The sequence below is a fragment of the Avibacterium volantium genome (genome assembly GCF_900635775.1).
In the GTDB taxonomy this organism is placed as follows: Bacteria; Pseudomonadota; Gammaproteobacteria; order Enterobacterales; family Pasteurellaceae; genus Avibacterium; species Avibacterium volantium.
Map to the genome: position 1 here is coordinate 1187190 of NZ_LR134167.1, position 17756 is coordinate 1204945.

At 42.6% G+C, this 17756-nt stretch carries 14 protein-coding genes and 1 riboswitch; of the genes, 8 read left to right on the plus strand and 6 right to left on the minus strand.

Going from position 1 to position 17756, the window contains the following annotated elements; genetic code table 11:
• Positions 1–19: 19 nt before the first annotated feature.
• Positions 20–1270, plus strand: a complete 1251-nt coding sequence (gene pepT, locus ELZ61_RS05800) for a peptidase T (RefSeq protein WP_126372126.1) — start codon at positions 20–22, stop codon at positions 1268–1270.
• Here pepT and glnE read toward each other — a convergent pair.
• Positions 1267–4272: a bifunctional [glutamate--ammonia ligase]-adenylyl-L-tyrosine phosphorylase/[glutamate--ammonia-ligase] adenylyltransferase gene (gene glnE / locus ELZ61_RS05805; protein WP_126372128.1), complete on the minus strand. Its 3006-nt coding sequence runs from the start codon at positions 4270–4272 to the stop codon at positions 1267–1269. The two genes, pepT and glnE, sit on opposite strands and share 4 nt — an antisense overlap.
• Before the next feature lie 117 nt (positions 4273–4389).
• Positions 4390–4478: riboswitch (TPP riboswitch) on the plus strand.
• 42 nt (positions 4479–4520) lie between these two features.
• On the opposite strand from glnE, the gene thiB reads away from it, so the two are divergent.
• From thiB to bioB, 4 genes are all read left to right on the plus strand, one after another.
• Positions 4521–5525, plus strand: a complete 1005-nt coding sequence (thiB, locus tag ELZ61_RS05810; RefSeq protein WP_126372130.1) for a thiamine ABC transporter substrate binding subunit — start codon at positions 4521–4523, stop codon at positions 5523–5525.
• A gap of 35 nt (positions 5526–5560) precedes the next feature.
• Positions 5561–7132: a thiamine/thiamine pyrophosphate ABC transporter permease ThiP gene (gene thiP / locus ELZ61_RS05815; RefSeq protein WP_241969758.1), complete on the plus strand. Its 1572-nt coding sequence runs from the start codon at positions 5561–5563 to the stop codon at positions 7130–7132.
• Between the two features lie 76 nt (positions 7133–7208).
• Positions 7209–7862, plus strand: coding sequence for a thiamine ABC transporter ATP-binding protein (gene thiQ / locus ELZ61_RS05820; RefSeq protein ID WP_126372134.1), 654 nt, complete (start codon positions 7209–7211; stop codon positions 7860–7862).
• 39 nt (positions 7863–7901) lie between these two features.
• Positions 7902–8936, plus strand: coding sequence for a biotin synthase BioB (bioB, locus tag ELZ61_RS05825; RefSeq protein ID WP_126372135.1), 1035 nt, complete (start codon positions 7902–7904; stop codon positions 8934–8936).
• A gap of 54 nt (positions 8937–8990) precedes the next feature.
• Here bioB and ELZ61_RS05830 read toward each other — a convergent pair whose 3' ends face one another.
• Both ELZ61_RS05830 and ELZ61_RS05835 read right to left on the minus strand, forming a co-directional pair.
• Entirely contained in the window at positions 8991–9539 is a 549-nt protein-coding gene (locus ELZ61_RS05830; protein ID WP_241969659.1) for a Crp/Fnr family transcriptional regulator, read from the minus strand.
• An 18-nt stretch (positions 9540–9557) separates the two neighbouring features.
• Positions 9558–10361, minus strand: coding sequence for a sulfite exporter TauE/SafE family protein (locus tag ELZ61_RS05835; protein ID WP_126372139.1), 804 nt, complete (start codon positions 10359–10361; stop codon positions 9558–9560).
• Between the two features lie 199 nt (positions 10362–10560).
• Between ELZ61_RS05835 and ELZ61_RS05840 the strand changes: the two genes are divergently transcribed.
• Positions 10561–13578, plus strand: coding sequence for a chondroitinase family polysaccharide lyase (locus tag ELZ61_RS05840; protein ID WP_126372141.1), 3018 nt, complete (start codon positions 10561–10563; stop codon positions 13576–13578).
• A gap of 67 nt (positions 13579–13645) precedes the next feature.
• On the opposite strand, the gene ELZ61_RS05845 is transcribed toward ELZ61_RS05840, so the two are convergent.
• From ELZ61_RS05845 to can, 3 genes are all read right to left on the minus strand, one after another.
• On the minus strand, positions 13646–14836 hold the full coding sequence (locus ELZ61_RS05845) for an amino acid aminotransferase (protein WP_115249833.1): 1191 nt from the start codon (positions 14834–14836) through the stop codon (positions 13646–13648).
• 171 nt (positions 14837–15007) lie between these two features.
• Positions 15008–16105 carry a 5-(carboxyamino)imidazole ribonucleotide synthase gene (gene purK, locus ELZ61_RS05850; RefSeq protein ID WP_126372143.1) on the minus strand — a complete coding sequence of 366 codons (1098 nt, stop codon included), beginning with the start codon at positions 16103–16105 and terminating at the stop codon, positions 15008–15010.
• A 66-nt stretch (positions 16106–16171) separates the two neighbouring features.
• Positions 16172–16870: a carbonate dehydratase gene (gene can / locus ELZ61_RS05855; protein WP_126372145.1), complete on the minus strand. Its 699-nt coding sequence runs from the start codon at positions 16868–16870 to the stop codon at positions 16172–16174.
• 257 nt (positions 16871–17127) lie between these two features.
• Here can and ELZ61_RS05860 point away from each other — a divergent pair, with 257 nt between their 5' ends.
• Positions 17128–17379, plus strand: a complete 252-nt coding sequence (locus tag ELZ61_RS05860; RefSeq protein WP_126372147.1) for a type II toxin-antitoxin system RelE family toxin — start codon at positions 17128–17130, stop codon at positions 17377–17379.
• A complete protein-coding gene (locus ELZ61_RS05865) occupies positions 17363–17710 on the plus strand; it encodes a helix-turn-helix domain-containing protein (RefSeq protein WP_126372148.1) in 348 nt (115 codons plus the stop codon). Before ELZ61_RS05860 ends, ELZ61_RS05865 begins: the two co-directional genes overlap by 17 nt.
• Positions 17711–17756: the final 46 nt, after the last annotated feature.

Here is a 17756-nt window from a genome sequence, read left to right on the forward strand (position 1 = left end):
TGCAAACGAAAAGATGATTATGGAAAACAGCACACAATATCAAGAAGGATTATTAGAACGTTTTTTGAACTATGTGAGTTTTGACACGCAAGGGAAATTTAATGCCAAGCCTATTCCTAGTTCCACTGGGCAGGCAAAGCTGGCTAAATTTCTGCAACAAGAGCTTTCTGCACTGGGTTTGCAACAAATTGAATTAACGAAACAAGGTATTCTCACCGCATTTTTGCCTTCCAATGTTAGCCCTAAAATGCCGACCATTGGCTTTATTAGCCAGCTTGATACTTCACCACAATGTAGCAGCAAACACGCCTTGCCTGAAGTGATTGAAAATTATCGTGGCGGTGATATTTCTCTTGGCATAGGGGAAGAATTTATCAGCCCGGTATATCACCCATTTTTACAAAAATTGATTGGAAAAACCTTAGTGGTTGGTGATGGGAAAACCTTGCTAGGAGCAGATAACAAAGCAGGAATAGCAGAAATTCTGACCGCACTTCATATTTTGCAGCAAAATCATCTTTCCCATTGCAACATTCGCCTTGCCTTTGTGCCAGACAAAGAAACTGGGCAGGGAATGAAACATTTTCCTTTTGAGAAATTTACTTGTGATTGGGCATATTGCCTTGCCGGGGAGGGCGTGGGTAGTTTGGGGTATGAAAATGTCAATGTCGCCACCGCCACCGTAACCCTTTATGGACGCAATATTCAAGCCGGAGTAGGCAAAGACAAAATGCGTAATGCACTCACTTTAGCTTGTGAATTTCAAAAGGGGCTACCAGCGCAAGAAGTGCCAGAAAAAACAGAGCGTAAGCAGGGTTTTTTCCATTTAGAAAGCCTAACGGGCGACATTGAGAAAGTGGAAATGCGCTATTTAATTTGTGATTTTGATGCGGTGAGTTTTGAACAGCGTAAAGCATTTTTGGCAATGATGATTGTGGATTTTAATCGCAAAAAACGCTTAAGAAAAAAAGCACAGTTAAGCATTGAAGATCAATATGGCAATATGGGCGAAGTTATTAAACAGCAGCCAAAATCTATTCAACTTGCCGATTTGGCAATGAAACAATGTGATATTGAGCCAATTCTCACGCCAATCCGCTCAGGTTATCTCGGTGCGAAATTAGCAGAAAAACAGATTCCTTGCCCAATGCTATTTACTGGCGGCTACAATTTCCATAGCAAGCAAGAATTGACCACCCTTGAAGGAATGTGGGACGCCACAAGGGTGATCGTGAAAATTGTTGAGTTAGCCAATAAAATGCGTAACTAATCAAATAACGTCCGCCAAATTTCTTCAATAAATTGGCGTTCAGATTGAAATTCTACTTGGCTAACCACCACCGGCAAGCCAAGTAAATTTAATTGATGAATACGGTTGCGCAGGCTGGTGTAGGCATTTTTTAATTGCTCAGAAATTTCAAAATTTAGCACCGCACTTTTATTTTTCACGCTTTTATTTTCTTCAGTTTGCTTTTCCGTACTTTCATTTTCTGTATTAGGAATTTCCGCCATTGATTCAAAAATCCGCACGTTATCCGACCAAGTGGTTAAGCTCGGGTATTGCGGCGCGTAAGCCAGCACCAAATATTGCGCGATAAATTCAATATCTGTAATGCCGCCTTTATCGGTTTTAATGTTAAATTCATCAGGATTGCTATTGGCAAGATGTTGATACATTTTCTCGCGCATTGCTTTCACATCTTCTTTGAGTTGCACAAGATCCCGTGGGGCAGCCAGCACCTTGTGGCGAATCAGCTCAAAGCGTTGGCGCAAGGCAGGCTCGCCATAAACCGCGCGACTGCGCACCAAGGCCTGTTTTTCCCACGTCCAAGCTTCATTCAGCTGATAATTTTCAAAAGCACTCAATGAACAGCCAAGCAAGCCCGCATCGCCAGAAGGGCGTAGGCGAATGTCCACCTCATAAAGCACGCCAGCGCTGGTATTCATACTAAAAATGCTGATGATTTTTTGAGCAAGCTTGAGATAAAACTGATTGCTATCAATCACTTTTTTCCCGCCGACCGTTTGCCCCGTTTTAGTGCCGTCAAATAAGAACACCAAATCCAAATCAGATTTATACCCCAGCTCAATGCCGCCCAATTTGCCATAACCAATCACCAAAAAGCCTTTTTCATCAGGGGCAAGAAACTCTGGCACGCCAAAGCGCGCGCTGACTTGCTGCCAAGCGAGATTGACCACCGCATCAATAATGGCTTCCGCTAAGTAGGTGAGATGATCGCTGACTTTCATTACAGGTAACGCACCCAGAATATCCGCTGCTGCCACGCGCAACAAGGTGCTTTGCTTAAATTGGCGTAGGGCATCAATGAATTGTTCTTCATCATCTTGCGGTAAACGGAGCAGATATTGCTTTAATTCGCTGCGATATTCGCTAAAATGGGTAGGATTAAGCAACGCCTTGCGATCTAACAATTCATCAAGCAAAATCGGGTGGCGCGCCACTTGTTGCGCAATCAGTTGCGATTGCGAACACAGCTCAATAAGCTGATTTAGCACCTGTGGATTCTCCACTAATAATTCTAAATAGGTAGTGCGCGTGAGAATTTTGTCCACAATATCCAACATTCGTGGTAGCAAGGTTTCATAGGCCTGATGCTGGAAAATCTGCGCCAACAACATTGGCATTAATTGCACCAATACGCCACGCCCCCTTGTACCAATAGGACGGCGCGCTAGCTCGGTGCGGAACTGAGCAAGGCGTTGTAAGAGCGGTGCATTTTCTTCCAGTTTTATGCCATTTTGTTGCAACATCAGCTGAATGTCTTCATCATTGAGATCCGTTTCTAAAAAATCGTCCCATTGGCTATTTTCTGGCGTGGGCTTATCATTTTCTTCGCCAATTAATTGAGAAAAAACCGACCGCACTTTGTGTTGGTGAGATTGCAATAACGCATAAAAATCTGCCCAGCTGGTGAGGTGGTTTTCCACAATGATTGGTTGTTTTTCATCATTCCATTGAAGGTAATGTTGTGCCGCAAAAATCAGGCGTTGGCGATCCAGTTCTTTTTCTGGTAAAAGTTGCGTTTGCTTATCATCAATGGCTTGCAACAGGTTTTCTACACGGCGTAAAAACACATAGGCTTGTTGCAAATCTTGTTTTTCATTTGGGCTAAGCAGGCCTAATTTTTCTAATTCTGGCAAGAGATTAAGCAGAGAATGCTGCTGCAATTTGATTTCGCGACCACCACGAATTAGCTGGAAAACTTGCACGATAAATTCAATTTCACGAATTCCCCCTGCACCAAGTTTAATGTTATCCACTAAACCGCGGCGGCGCACTTCTCGCTCAATTTTACCTTTCATTTCGCGTAGTGCTTGAATCACACTGAAGTCAATATAACGGCGATAAACAAAAGGGCGGAGCAAATTTTGCAAGTTTTTCACATTCGGATCTTGCGGATCCGCCCCTAAAATTCTCCCTTTGATCATCGCATAGCGTTCCCAATCGCGCCCTTGTTCTTGGTAATATTGTTCCATCGCAGTAAAGCTCAGTGCTAATGCACCCGCTTCACCAAAAGGACGCAGACGCATATCCGTGCGATACACAAAACCATCTGGCGTATATTGATCAAGGGCGTTGATCAGGCGTTGCCCAAGGCGAGTGAAAAACACGCTATTTTCAATGGAACGCCTTGCCCCTTGGGTTTCTCCATTGGCAGGGTAGGTGAAAATGAGATCAATATCAGAAGAAAAATTGAGTTCAAATCCGCCTAATTTTCCCATTCCTAAAATATAAAGTTGTTGTGGGTTACCGTGCGCGTCCATTGGCGTTCCCATTTCCGCACAAGCGCGCTGATAAAGCCAATCGCGAGTAGCGATAATAATGCCTTCTGCCAGTTGAGAAAGGTGCACAAAAACCGCTTCTACGGTGGCGAGATTTAGGCTTTGGCACAGGCTCAGTTTTGCCATTTCACGGTGGCGAAACAGACGCAGTTGGCGATACAGTTGGGCATCATCATTAACGCTTTCAAGTAAATCCTGCAAGGCTTGGCGATAATAGTCTGTATTTTCTAAAGTGGGGATCTGCTGCCAACATTGGTGCAAAAAGTGCGGTTGTTTTTTTAAGGTTTCTGCCACAAAATCAGACATTGCAATGCCTTGCGCCAGCTTGCCAATCGGGCTTGTGGGATCATTTTGCTGCGCAGTAAGTTGTGTGTAAATTTCTTCATTGTAGCGTTCGGGGAAGTGTTCAATTAAACTCGCTGCCAGTGCTTGCAAGGTATCCTCAAGGTGGGGAACAGAAAATGCCATAGCCTATCCTTATGAATGATTAACTTGTTGCTAACTATAAAGAAATTTTGAGAATTTTTAAACACATAGATTGCATTAGCAACGGAAAATTACTACACTGAAAGCCGAGTTAAAAGCTCAGATTAGTCGGGGTGCTTGATAGCTGAGATCATACCCGTGAACCTGATACAGTTAATACTGACGTAGGAAACTAATTTCTTTGCTGTTTGCGTCAATATTGCTGGTCGTTTTTTATGGAAGGAAACACTATGCAATTCAAAAAATCTTTTTCTCTTACTTTTCTTACCGCACTTTTTAGCACCCACCTTATGGCGGCACAAAGCCCTGAAAATGTGCAAGTTTACACTTATGATAGTTTTAGTGCCGATTGGGGCGCAGGTCCGAAAGTGAAAGCTTTGTTTGAACAAGCTCATCCGCAATGTCAGGTAAATTATGTGCCTTTTGATAGCACAGGCGTGATGTTTAATCGCATTCGTCTTGAAGGAAAAAAGAGCAAAGCGGATATTGTTTTAGGCTTAGATCAAACGATGCTTGATGAAGCGAGAAAAACACAATTATTTGCCGAAAATAACGTGCCAACGGAACAACTTTCCTTGCCCGTGAAGTGGCAAGACAAGGTGTTCTTACCTTATGATTTTGGTGCTTATGCCTTTGTTTATCATAAAGAAAAATTACCAAATCCACCAAAAAGCCTAAAAGAGTTAGTGTATAACCAACAACTTCGCGTCATTTACCAAGATCCGCGCACCAGTGGTGTGGGGCGTGGTTTAGTGATCTTAATGAATGAAGTTTATGGTGATGATGTGGGCGCTGCGTGGAAAAAACTTGCTAGCCATACCGTTACTGTGGGCAAAGGCTGGTCGGAAACTTATGGCGCCTTTTTAAAAGGCGAAGCGGATTTAGTATTTAGCTATAACACATCACCGCTTTATCACTTATTAAATGATAAAGATGCCAATTACGCCGCCACGGATTTTGCTGAAGGGCAAGTGTTACAAATTGAAACCGCGGCACGAATGGCAAATCACCCAAATGCTTGTGCAGATGCCTTTATGCAATTTTTGATCTCACCACAGGCGCAAAGCCAAATTTCACAAAAAAATGTGATGTTTGCCGTAATTGATGAAAAAATTGAGCCTCACTTTGATGCCTTAAAACAAGCGCAGCAAAGCAAAACTACCTTGGGTAGTGGTGTCAATGCAGAACAATTAAAACAATGGACGAACACTTGGCAAGCCAGCTTAACACAATAGTTCGCCGTAACTTGCAAAAATTCCCCCTGTCTTCAATGGCGGGGGGAATTGGTGTGATTTTGTTGTTAGGCGCATTTTATCTGTTTGCCTTAAGTGCGGTGTTAAATCTTGGCAATGATCATCAATGGACGACACTTTGGCAAGATAGCTATGTGCGCCACGTTATCGCCTTTAGTTTTGGGCAAGCTTTTTTATCGGCGTTTTTATCTGTACTGGTTGGTCTGTTTTTTGCTCGCGCGTTTTTTTACCAAGATTTCGGTGGCAAAACGCTGATTTTAAAATTATTTTCTCTCACTTTCGTGTTGCCTGCCTTGGTGGCGGTGCTAGGTTTGCTCGGGATTTACGGACATTCAGGCTGGCTGGCAAGCTTATTTTTCGCTCTTGAGATTGATTGGAAACCCAATATTTACGGCTTGAGTGGTATTTTGATCGCCCATTTATTTTTTAATATTCCTTTGGCAAGTCGCTTATTTTTGCAGGCGCTTTCAAGCATTCCCAATCAGCAACGGCAGCTCAGTTCACAACTGAATATCCGCGGTTGGCAGTTTATCCGTTTGATCGAATTACCTTATTTACGCCAACAGTTTTTGCCGGCGTTTACTTTAATTTTTATGCTGTGCTTCACCAGTTTTGCCATTGTGCTAACCCTTGGCGGCGGGCCGGCTTACACCACCTTAGAAGTGGCAATTTATCAAGCCATTTTATTTGAATTTGATTTACCGAAAGCCGCAATGCTCGCGTTATTACAATGTGGGTTTTGCGTGCTGTTGCTTGCACTCAGCAGTTTGTTTAATAGCAAAGATCCGAGCCAGCTTAATTTGCGTCATTTTTGGCGAGAAAAACAAACAAGTGCGGTGCAAATTTGGCAAATTTTTTGTGTCAGCAGTGTGCTGATTTTTCTCTTTTCCCCACTGCTTTATATGGTGGTGTCAGGCTTAGATTGGCAGGCGTGGCAAAAAGTGGCAGCCAATCCCCAGTTATGGCGTGCCTTGGGGTACTCTTTAAGTATCGCCCTATGTTCTGCGTTATTTGCGATTTTATTTTCAATGGCATTGCTTTTTTTGGCTCGCCGTTTAGCTTGGCAACATCACCGCTATTGCGCCAATTTAATTAGCAATATGGGAATGATCGTACTTGCGATCCCAACCTTGGTGGTGGCGTTGGGGTTGTTTATTCGCTTGCAAGCAATGGATTTTCAGCCGTGGCATTTATTGCTAATTGTGGCATTTTGTAATGGCATTTTGGCGATGCCTTTTGTGATCCGTACGCTTTCTGTGCCAATGTATCAAAATATGCAATATGAGCGCCTTTGCCAATCTCTCGGCGTGCAAGGCTGGCAACGCTGGAAATGGGTGGAATGGCAAGCGCTCAACGCCCCAATGCGATATGCTTTCGCCTTGGCTTGTGCGTTATCTTTGGGGGATTTCACCGCCATTGCCTTATTCGGCAATCAAGATTTTATCTCTCTGCCGTATTTGCTCTATCAGCAATTAGGCTCATATCGTATGCAAGAAGCGAGCGTTACCGCCTTGATTTTATTATTGTTATGTGGCGCGTTATTCGTGCTGATTGAGCGTTCGCAAAGGCAGGGCAAAGATAAAATCTGAAAAAATTGCACCGCACTTTATCTTTGCATTTTGGTATGTTTACCACATTCTTTGGTTTTATGATTTAGGCAACACGATGATTAAACTGGATACTTATTTTCATTACCCCAATCAACCAATGCACTTTAAGTTGCATATCCCCGCAGGGCAACGGGCGGCCATTGTGGGGGCGAGTGGGGCAGGCAAAAGCACCTTGCTCAACCTAATTGCAGGATTTGAATTGGCAGACAAAGGGGAAATTTGGCTTAATGGGCAAAATCACACCTTTAGCGCACCCCATCAACGCCCTGTTTCAATGTTGTTCCAAGAGAATAATTTGTTCACCCATTTGACGGTGGCGCAGAACATTGCTTTAGGGCTAAAGCCAAGCCTAAATCTTAGTAAGTTAGAAAAAGCTAAAGTGGCGGAAGTGGCAAGTGCGGTGGGATTAGGGGATTTTTTAGAACGCTTGCCCAACGCCCTTTCAGGCGGACAAAAACAACGTGTCGCCTTGGCGCGTTGCCTGTTGCGTGATAAACCCATTTTATTGCTTGATGAACCCTTTTCCGCCCTTGATCCCCATTTACGCCAAGAAATGCTGCATTTATTAGATAAGTTATGCCAGCAGAAAAACTTAACCTTGCTTATTGTGACGCATCAACCTGATGAATTGACAGGAAAAATTGATCGCCTTTTGATGGTTGAAAATGGTAGGATTAGTGATAAACCATTACCGGAATTAAAAATTTAAGTCTAAAATAGACCGCACTTTTAAAAACAAGGATAATTTATGACAACCACAAACATTCAAATTCCCTCTTTAACACCGCACCCAACCTTAGAATACTGGTCTGTGTGTAAAGTGGAAGCTTTATTTGAAACGCCTTTTTTAGATCTTGTATACCGTGCCGCACAGGTTCATCGTGAGAATTTCAATCCACGCGCGATCCAGCTTTCCACCTTAATGTCAATTAAAACCGGTGGCTGCCCGGAAGATTGCGGTTATTGTCCGCAGTCTGCACGTTATCACACGGGCGTACAAAATCAGCAATTGCTTGATATTGAAGAAATTGTGGAAAAAGCCAAAGTGGCGAAATCTCGTGGTGCGAGCCGTTTTTGTATGGGGGCGGCGTGGCGTGGGCCAAAGCCAAAAGACATTGAAAAAATCACTACCATTATCAAAGCGGTGAAAGCGCTTGGCTTAGAAACCTGTGGCACATTTGGCTTATTGCAAGACGGAATGGCAGAAGATCTGAAAGAAGCAGGGCTAGATTATTACAATCATAATATCGACACAGCGCCAGAACATTACGAAAAAATCATCGGCACACGCCAATTTGATGATCGGATTAACACCCTTGGCAAAGTGCGTAAAGCCGGCTTAAAAGTCTGCTGTGGTGGGATTGTTGGAATGGACGAAACCCGCAAAGAACGCGCTGCCTTTATTGCTAGCCTTGCCAACCTTGATCCACAACCAGAATCTGTGCCAATCAACCAATTAGTGAAAGTGGAAGGCACGCCATTGGCAGAAGCGGCAGAATTAGATTGGACAGAATTTGTTCGCACCATCGCTGTTGCGCGTATCGTAATGCCAAAAAGCTATGTGCGTTTATCTGCAGGCCGTCAAGGAATGTCGGAAGAAATGCAAGCAATGTGCTTTATGGCGGGCGCAAACTCCATTTTCTACGGCGATAAATTACTGGTTACCGAAAACCCAGAAGAAGACGGCGATCAACTACTTATGGCAAAACTCGATCTTGAGCCAGAAACGGAAGAAAATCGCGGGTTAAAAGAAGAACCCTCCTTGTTTAAAGAAGTGATGTAATAATAAACTAAAATAGAAAAATCAATGGCAGCGAAAGCTGCCGTTTTTTATGTCTTATAACAACTCCTTCTTACGCAAATCCCGACTAATACGAATAGCGGTTTCTGTTTCGCAGCCAGCGTATTCACCAATTTCACGGTGTGTCCAGCGGTATTCAGGGAAGTTCTCTTTTAAGAAATAAATGCTATCAATCACACGATCAAGGCTTTTTAAATAAGCACTTTTGGCAAGGCGATCTTCCGCATCTCGTAATTCATTGGATAAAATTTGGAATAATAAACGAATGGTTTCAGGATTATCTAAAAAGAATAAATCAACATCTTGCGGCGTGATTTTGATTATTTCAGCTTCCATTAGCACTTTCGCAGTGCAGTGATATTTTTTATCGCCAAAAAGCGTGCGAAAACCAAAATAATCCTCCGCTTTATAAATTCTGACCAAGCTTTCTTTACCATTTTCAAGGGTATGATACAACCCGATTAGCCCATTTTTGACAAAATAAAAAGACTGTGCGGTATCCCCTTGGCGATAGATTTGTGTGCCTTTCTCAAGGGCAACTAAATGATTATATTGACAATTTTTTAAATTCATCTGTTCAAGCATTTTCATATCCTATGAGATTTATCCTTGTATTACGCGCAATATTAGCATATAGCAGGCAATAAAAAGTAAGATCATACCGAGCAATTTGCGCGCCGTGTCTTCTTTGATAATGCCACGAATTTTCATACTGGCAAAACTCATAAAAAAAGAACTTAGCACTACAATCAACACAATAGAGAAGCTCACATAGCCAACTTGCAAGGAATGGGGAATCACCACTTCGGGCGTTTTGGCTAAATAGCCATACAGATTGCCAATGCCCCCAATCACCATCATATAGTTGGTGTAAACCGCTACACTTTTAATATTTACACTCGGCAACTGGCTAATTAATGGCGACATAATCGAACCGCCGCCGATCCCAGTAATTCCAGCGATTCCTCCACCAAAAAAGCAGAAAAGACTACCACGCAGACTATCATTTTTCTGTGTTTGTTGCTTTTTCTCATTGCGCTGATGTAAAAACGTCTTCAATGCCAGCACCGTTAGCGTAATCACAAACACCCCAATAATCACGTTGTCGGAAACTTCAAAACTGAGATGAAAGCCAAGCTGCACGCCAACGATCATACTTAACGACCAAAGCAGCAATTTGGTCTTATCAATCTTAATGCTAAGTCTATGAAAGTAAAATAAATTGATTAACGCTGATCCCATCACGATAGTCAGTGATGTGGCGGAAATCATTTGGATTGGCATATGGGGAAAAAGCGTGTGCAAAATCGGCACCATCAACACCCCACCACCAATACCAAAAATGGCTGACATCAGGTTAGTCAATATACCGCATAAAATAAGAATAATGATCAAAGAAAATGTCATAGGCGATCCTTATGATTTTTTCTTTATTATGAATAATCAAACCAAGAATCCTTATGATCGATATCATAAAAATAAATATCAAAATATTGTTTCATTATTTTTGTGATCTTGATCTTGTTTTTCTCTGTTAGCGCTTTTAAGTATCAGCACATTTTTCTATTATATTAAGAATAAAAGAAATAATGATAAGGGAGAACCTATGAAAGCGAGCTTATTTCCAAAGCTGAGCCTATTAACTGCCTGCGTTATTGCAGGCAGTGTTAATGCGGCGAATTATGCGTGGGATTTTTTTGAAAATGCACAGCCACCAGCTTATTTAACGGTAACCAATGGACAGGTTGCGCCGAGTACGTTGCATTACAAGGACGGTAAGCAGGCGTTGCATTGGCAATTCGAGCCGAAAGGGCGGTTGGTTTTTGCGCAAAATTTAGATTTTTCACAAAATGACGATATTTTACCGCAAACCTTTATGCTATGGCTTTATAACGATAAAGCCTTAAAGCAGCCTTTGCAATTTGCCTTTGAACAAAATGGCCAGGTGAAAAAATCTTTCAAAATTAATTTAGATTTTGTCGGCTGGCGTGGTATTGCCGTGCCATTTCGTGATATGCAAGGCGAAAAGGTAACAAACCTAGATAAATTGGTGATCCAAGCGCCTGATGAAGCGGGATCGCTTTATTTAGATCAGCTTTTATTCAACGTACCAGTGGATAATCGTTACCCAATTCCAGATTACCAAGCGGATTTTGTGAACCCTGCGGCAAGCACGGCGGTGAATAAAAACTGGAATGGCTTGCTGATGTATGATCAAATATTAAGCAAAAATTACCCACATTTTGATTTTAATACGAGTTTTCATTCTGATCCGCAAAGCGAAAGCATTTATCAACGCTTTGAACAAGTGCTAAATGTGTTTGCAAATAAAATAAGTGCGGTGGATTTTTCACAAATTTTGCAGAAATATCAGGCGTTTAATATTAGTGAAAAAGATGGGGTAATTCAAGGGGCAATCTTAGATTTTCCTGCTCGTCAAAAATTTATGAAAAATGATCAGGTATTTAGTAAACAAGAGCAAGCTTTTTTACTGAATTCCATTTCAATGAGAGAGCTAGGAAAAGTGATGCTGGAAAGTGCAAAAGCGTTACGAATGGGCGAGCTTACACCAGAACAACGTCAGCAATTAGAAAATCAATTCTTACTTGCGACTCGTTATCTATTTGACCAAGGTTTTGTGCGAGGGAGCAGCATTCAAATTGTGAGCCATATGGGGTATCAGAATCGAGAAATTTTTGATGCTTGGTTCTTAATGAGGGATTTATTATCTCAGCAAGGACTGCTTGAGCAAGCACAGGGTGCAATGGCGTGGTTTAGTGGGGCTGGACGTATTTTTGAACCAGATAGCAGTATTGTAGAAGCGAATGTAGATATTCTTAATACGCAACTGCAATGGATGTTGAAGAGTATTTTATTATTACCTAATGAAAATCAACGTGCTGGGCTGTTAAAACAGTTTTCACATTGGTTGAGTACGACTGTTTTACAATCTCAAGGGGTTGCCGGTGGGTTTAAGCCTGATGGTTCAATGTTCCACCATTCACAGCATTATACAGCCTATGGAAAAGATGCGTTTACAGGGCTTTCTCCTGTTGTTTATGCAATTAGTGGGACACCTTATGCACTTACTCAAGAGGCGAAAAAACGTCTTAATGATGTGTTGTATAAAATGTGGGTTTATACCAAAGAAGGGCATATCCCTATTGTAATTAGTGGCCGCCATCCAACAGGGAAATTCTCCATTGCCTCTGCGCCTTATAAATGGTTTGCTTTAGCGGGCGATGAAAAAAATTCGGCAAAAATCAACCGCACTTTTGCCGCCATTTATGCCGCGCTTGAACATAAGGCAGAGTTTGAAGGTGTGCCAGCCGCAGCAGAGCCTACTGGAGCCTGGGCAATGAATTACGCTTCGATGCTGGTTCAGCGTCGTCATCAAGCCGATCCAAAACTTTCTTGGCTTGCCATTGCGCGCGGCTTTAGCCGTTATTTAGTCGGTAATGAATCCTACGAAAAAAACAATCTGTACGGACGTTATATGTCCTACGGTGCGTTAGAAATCATTCCTGAGCATTTCAATGATCGTGGCTATCGCTATGACGGTTGGGATTGGAATCGTTTCCCAGGTACCACAACCATTCATCTGCCATACCCTGAGTTAAGAGCAAAATTATCACAGCTCCCAGCCGCAGGATTGGAAGAAATGTTGCTTTCCACCGAAACCTACGCAGGTGGAACGGATCTGCATAATAACAGTATGTATGCAATGAAATTGCGCGGCCATAGCAAATATCAGCAAGAATCCTTGTTCGCGAAAAAATCCTACTTCCTTTTCGATAATCAAATTATCGCCTTAGGATCGGATATTCGTAATGATGACAAACAGCACGCAACGGAAACCACCTTGTTCCAGCATAATGTCGCGGATCTTAAGCCAATGTTTATCAATGGAAAACCATTGGCAACCTTAGGGACAGTGGAAGAATTATCCAGCCCTGCTACCTTGGCAGATCCTGCGGGCAACCGTTATTATGTGAGCGCAGGGCAAAAATTGACGGTGCGCTATCAAGAACAAGAATCGGTGGACGATCGCAACGATAAGCCAACCCAAGGCAAATTCGCGAGTGCAGTGTTAGATCACGGCAAAGCACCAGAAAATGGGCAATATGAATATGCCGTACTCATTGCTCCAAACGCTGATGAAGGAGAGGATTATCAAAAATTATCCCACAGCAGCAAATTGCACGCAGTGCGTGATAAGCGTAGTGGTCAAGAAGGCTATGCCTATTTTGAAGCGGAGCAAAAAGATGTGGGCGGCATATTGCTTGGGGCAAGCCAACCGCTAATGGCAATGGCTCAACAAGGCAACGAAGCAGGCAAGGATTATCTTGATCTGTCTATCGTGAACCCTGATTTTGCTTTCTATCAAGGCACGGAAGAAGATCAAGTGAAAGACGGCAAACAAGTGGAAGTGAGCATTTATTCCCGCAATTGGCGTAAAACCCCTTCCCAGCCACAGCATTCCAGCGTAACAGCAAAAGGTAAATGGCAACTCGCCCAAGCCAGCCAATGCACCAAAGCCGAAGTGAAAGGGGAAAACACCTTAATTTCCACCCAAACCACAGACGCAACCCCTTGTAAAGTGAGATTGATTGCGGTGAAATAACAGCTAAAAATCCACGAAAAAAATACCGCACTTTATTAAGTGCGGTATTATTTTTTCAAATTTTTACTTAAAGCACTTTTACAATGCTTTCGCAGAGATAACGAATGTTATCTTCGGTGATGCCGGCAACGTTGATGCGGCCTGAGCGAACGGCGTAAATGGCGAATTCTTCTTTTAAGCGATCCACTTGTTCTGGGGTTAAGCCGCTGAAAGAGAACATACCATTTTGTTGTTCGATAAAGCTGAAGTCTTGCTGTGCGCCGTATTCTCTCAATAATTCCACGAATTTATGACGCATTTCTTTGATTCGGTTGCGCATTTCGGCAAGCTCGCCAGTCCATTCTTCTCTTAATGCAGGATCAGCCAACACGATGGCTACGGTGGAAGCGCCGTGAGAAGCTGGGTTAGAGTAGAGTGTGCGAATGATTGATTTCACTTGGGTTAGTGCAGTAGCGGCGATTTCTGCGGTTTCCGCCACTAAAGTGAATGCGCCGACACGTTCGTTATATAAACCGAAGTTTTTAGAATAAGAACTTGCGATCAGTAACTCTTTGTGATTTGCCGCAAAGGTACGTAAACCAAAGGCATCTTCTTCTAAGCCGTTAGCCAGTCCTTGATAAGCGAAGTCGAATAGCGGTAACCAACCATTTTTAGCAGACATTTCTGCCAGTTGTTGCCATTGTTCAGGGGTTGGGTCGATCCCTGTTGGGTTGTGGCAGCAGCCGTGTAATAACACCACATCGCCTTCGCCTGCGTTGCTTAAATCGGCAATCAGGTTATCCCAGTCTAAGGCTTTGCGTTCTGCATCATAATAGCGATATTCACGAATGGTGATCCCTACCGCATTAAAAATCGCATTGTGGTTTGGCCAAGTTGGTGTGCTGATCCACACGTTTTGCGCTTTAGTTTGGCGTTTGATAAATTCTGCGGCAATGCGTAATGCACCTGTGCCGCCAAGGCTTTGCACAGTTTTTGCACGCCCTTGTTTCACAATGTCAGAATGTTCACCGAACAACACGCCTTGCGTACGCGCATTGAAATCGGCAACGCCGTCAATAGAAAGATAATTTTTGGTGGTTTCTACATCAAACAAACGTTGTTCGGCGGCTTTCACCGCTTTCATAATTGGTGTGTTGCCTTTGGCATCTTTATATACACCAATCCCTAAGTTGATTTTGTTAGCACGATCATCTGCTTTGAACGCTTCACCTAAACCTAAAATTGGATCCGCAGGGGCAGCATTAATATGTTCAAACATAGTCATTATCCTTCTAATGTTGTGTTTTGTTGTTAATAATGCGATTTCCTTTTTGTGAAGAAAATCCTGTGCCAAGTTATACTTGAGAATTAACCCTTTTCGCAAGTATTTATTGATACTAAATAGGCTTTCTTCTTAAGAAAGCCAATATTTATTCAAAAATTACAATAATTATTTAGATAATTTCAATTTTTCTTTTGCCCAAGTTAAACCTGATTGATAATCTTGTGGCAGTTGTTGCGCAAATTTATCTAATAAACACCCTAATTCTTGGCGATCTGGGTGAGCTAGATTAATATGCCCCACCTTGCGTCCTTCACGCACTTCTTTGCCATACCAATGCAGCTGGCTAAATGGCATATTGAGCCATTGGGGATTATGTGCCGTGCCAATTAAATTAATCATCACCGCAGGCATTGTGCTGATTAATTCTGGCGTTGGTAAATTCAGTAAGGCACGCAAATGCAATTCAAATTGGCTAATGGAACAGCCCAGTTGCGTCCAATGTCCGCTATTGTGAACTCGTGGCGCAAGCTCGTTAATCAATAACTTATCGCCCACCACAAAACATTCCATTGCCATCACGCCGATATAATCCAACTTGTGCATTATTTTAGCTAACATTGCTTCCGCTTGCTGTTGTAGTACGGCCTGTTGTGGCAGTGAGGTATCCGCGACGCTATAACGTAAAATGCCGTTTTGCTGTAAATTGTGTGTAACAGGATAAAAACGGGTTGAGCCGTCTTTAAATCTTGCCCCCACGAGGGAGATTTCACCGTCAAAAGGAATAAATTTTTCCGCGATCACTTGTCCAAATAATTCATCGCCAATCAGATCTTGATTTTCTTGCGTGATGATCCACTGGCCACGCCCGTCATAGCCGCCAGTACGGCGTTTCACCACCACTTTCTCGCCAATTTGTTGCCAAATATCTTGCCATTGAGAAGCAGAATGAATGAGTGTCCAAGGAGAAGTGGGAAGATTGAGTTCATCAAGGAGAGATTTTTGCGAAAGGCGATCGGCAAGCAAGCCAAAAACGGAACGATTAATAAACTGCGAATGATTGGCTAATTTTTCCGTCAGTGGAGTGCTTTCCCAACGCTCAATTTCTGCGGTAATCAGGCAGTTCTCTTGCAGCTCAAACACAGGGGCATTGAAAGGCAATGGCTCAACCTGAATATCTAAAGGCGCGCCAGCGTAACGTAGCATTCGCCCAAGCTGTCCATTACCTAAGACATAAATGACGGGATATAAAGCACTTTTTTGCATTATAAAATCCTTGATGATGTTGGTTAAAAGAATAATCTTGCACGCAAAGTGCGGTGTATTTTTTGCTTATTTTTCTGTATTTTCAGCGTTGCTTTCCGCTTCTTCTCGTTCATCTTCATTTTGTTTTAACAGACGAGAAATCGCACTTAAATAAGAAATTTCCAAGGTTTCACGGCTCGTTGCCATCACCCCTTGATCAATCAAATAGCCGTCATTCACATCATAAACCCAGCCGTGTAAGGAAAGTTTCTTCCCCCTTTTCCACGCAGATTGCACAATAGAAGAACGCCCAAGGTTATAAACTTGCTCTGCCACATTCAGCTTGGTCAGCATATCAGCCCGTTTTTCTGGCGGAAGTTTACCCAATAAATGGCTATGTTTAAACCAAATATCACGAATATGTAGCAACCAATTATTAATCAAGCCTAAATCCTGTTCCGACATCGCCGCCTTTATCCCACCGCAGTTGGTATGCCCGCAAATAATAATATGCTCAATATCCAACACGTCCACCGCATATTGCACCACAGAAAGACAATTCAGATCCGTATGAATCACCTGATTTGCCACATTACGATGCACAAACAGCTCACCGGGGCCAAGGTTAGTCAGCTTTTCCGCTGGCACACGGCTATCAGAACAACCAATCCACAAATAACTCGGCGTTTGATGATCCGCAAGCTCGCGAAAATAATCTGAATTTTCCTCTTTCATTCGCGTTGCCCAGCTATAATTATTGGCGAAAAGTTGCTCGATTTTTTTCATTGAAATACTCCAAAATTAATGAAAGCACAGTATAACCAATAATAGGGAAGTGGTAAATTAATCTATGCGGGATAAACAACAGGTATGAGTTGATGAGAAAAGAGCGGTGAAAAATCTTGAAATTTTCCACCGCTCTTTTGGGGGGTGGGGGGCTGCCTAAATAAAAGTTGCCTTTGTGGTAGATAGTTATTACCCTCCTCTTGATTTCTTATAAAATAACTTATAAGATAAGCCTAAATCACTAATATTGTGCCAAAATGAAAACTTTAATTATCCAGCCTAAGGCCTTAAAACAACTGCGTCGCATTCCCGAGCGTTCTGTTATTATTGATAAATGTGAAGAATTAAAGCAATTCCCTTTGTGCGCTAATGTGAAATCCTTAGTTAATCATAAATATCCTTATCGCTTCCCTGTGGGGCGTTATCGGGTATTTTTCCAGTTGATTGGCGACGCATTAAGCGTGGTCTCCATTGAAGAGGTGAAAAAACGAAATGAACGCACTTACTAATATCCAATATATTAACGATGAGCAAGGCAACCCTGCTTTTGCTGTTGTGCCGCTTGCAACCTTAGAATGGTTAAAAAGTAAAGCAGGCTTGAAAAATCCCCTTGATACTGGTGTTCCTTATGAGGTTGCAGCGCTTGCACTTAAACAGGATATTTCTGCTGTGCGGGCGTGGCGAGAATATTTGAATCTTACGCAAGCAGAGGTCGCAGCTCGCCTTGGGGTATCGCAATCCGCGTATTGCCAGTATGAAAATGCCACTCGCCTGCGCAAAACCACTAAGCAGAAAATTGCTGATGCGTTAAATATTTATCTTGAGCAATTGGATTTTTAATTCTCTTGGGAAAATTAAATGCAAAAGAGCGGTGAAAAATAGTAAA

Coding starts and splice junctions, on each gene's coding strand:
- thiP (WP_241969758.1), top strand. CDS start 5,561: ATGGCGGGGGGAATTGGTGTGATTTTGTTGTTAGGCGCATTTTATCTG.
- ELZ61_RS05845 (WP_115249833.1), bottom strand. CDS start 14,836: ATGTTTGAACATATTAATGCTGCCCCTGCGGATCCAATTTTAGGTTTA.
- thiQ (WP_126372134.1), top strand. CDS start 7,209: ATGATTAAACTGGATACTTATTTTCATTACCCCAATCAACCAATGCAC.
- ELZ61_RS05865 (WP_126372148.1), top strand. CDS start 17,363: ATGAACGCACTTACTAATATCCAATATATTAACGATGAGCAAGGCAAC.
- glnE (WP_126372128.1), bottom strand. CDS start 4,272: ATGGCATTTTCTGTTCCCCACCTTGAGGATACCTTGCAAGCACTGGCA.
- ELZ61_RS05835 (WP_126372139.1), bottom strand. CDS start 10,361: ATGACATTTTCTTTGATCATTATTCTTATTTTATGCGGTATATTGACT.
- can (WP_126372145.1), bottom strand. CDS start 16,870: ATGAAAAAAATCGAGCAACTTTTCGCCAATAATTATAGCTGGGCAACG.
- purK (WP_126372143.1), bottom strand. CDS start 16,105: ATGCAAAAAAGTGCTTTATATCCCGTCATTTATGTCTTAGGTAATGGA.
- ELZ61_RS05840 (WP_126372141.1), top strand. CDS start 10,561: ATGAAAGCGAGCTTATTTCCAAAGCTGAGCCTATTAACTGCCTGCGTT.
- bioB (WP_126372135.1), top strand. CDS start 7,902: ATGACAACCACAAACATTCAAATTCCCTCTTTAACACCGCACCCAACC.
- pepT (WP_126372126.1), top strand. CDS start 20: ATGGAAAACAGCACACAATATCAAGAAGGATTATTAGAACGTTTTTTG.
- ELZ61_RS05860 (WP_126372147.1), top strand. CDS start 17,128: ATGAAAACTTTAATTATCCAGCCTAAGGCCTTAAAACAACTGCGTCGC.
- ELZ61_RS05830 (WP_241969659.1), bottom strand. CDS start 9,539: ATGCTTGAACAGATGAATTTAAAAAATTGTCAATATAATCATTTAGTT.
- thiB (WP_126372130.1), top strand. CDS start 4,521: ATGCAATTCAAAAAATCTTTTTCTCTTACTTTTCTTACCGCACTTTTT.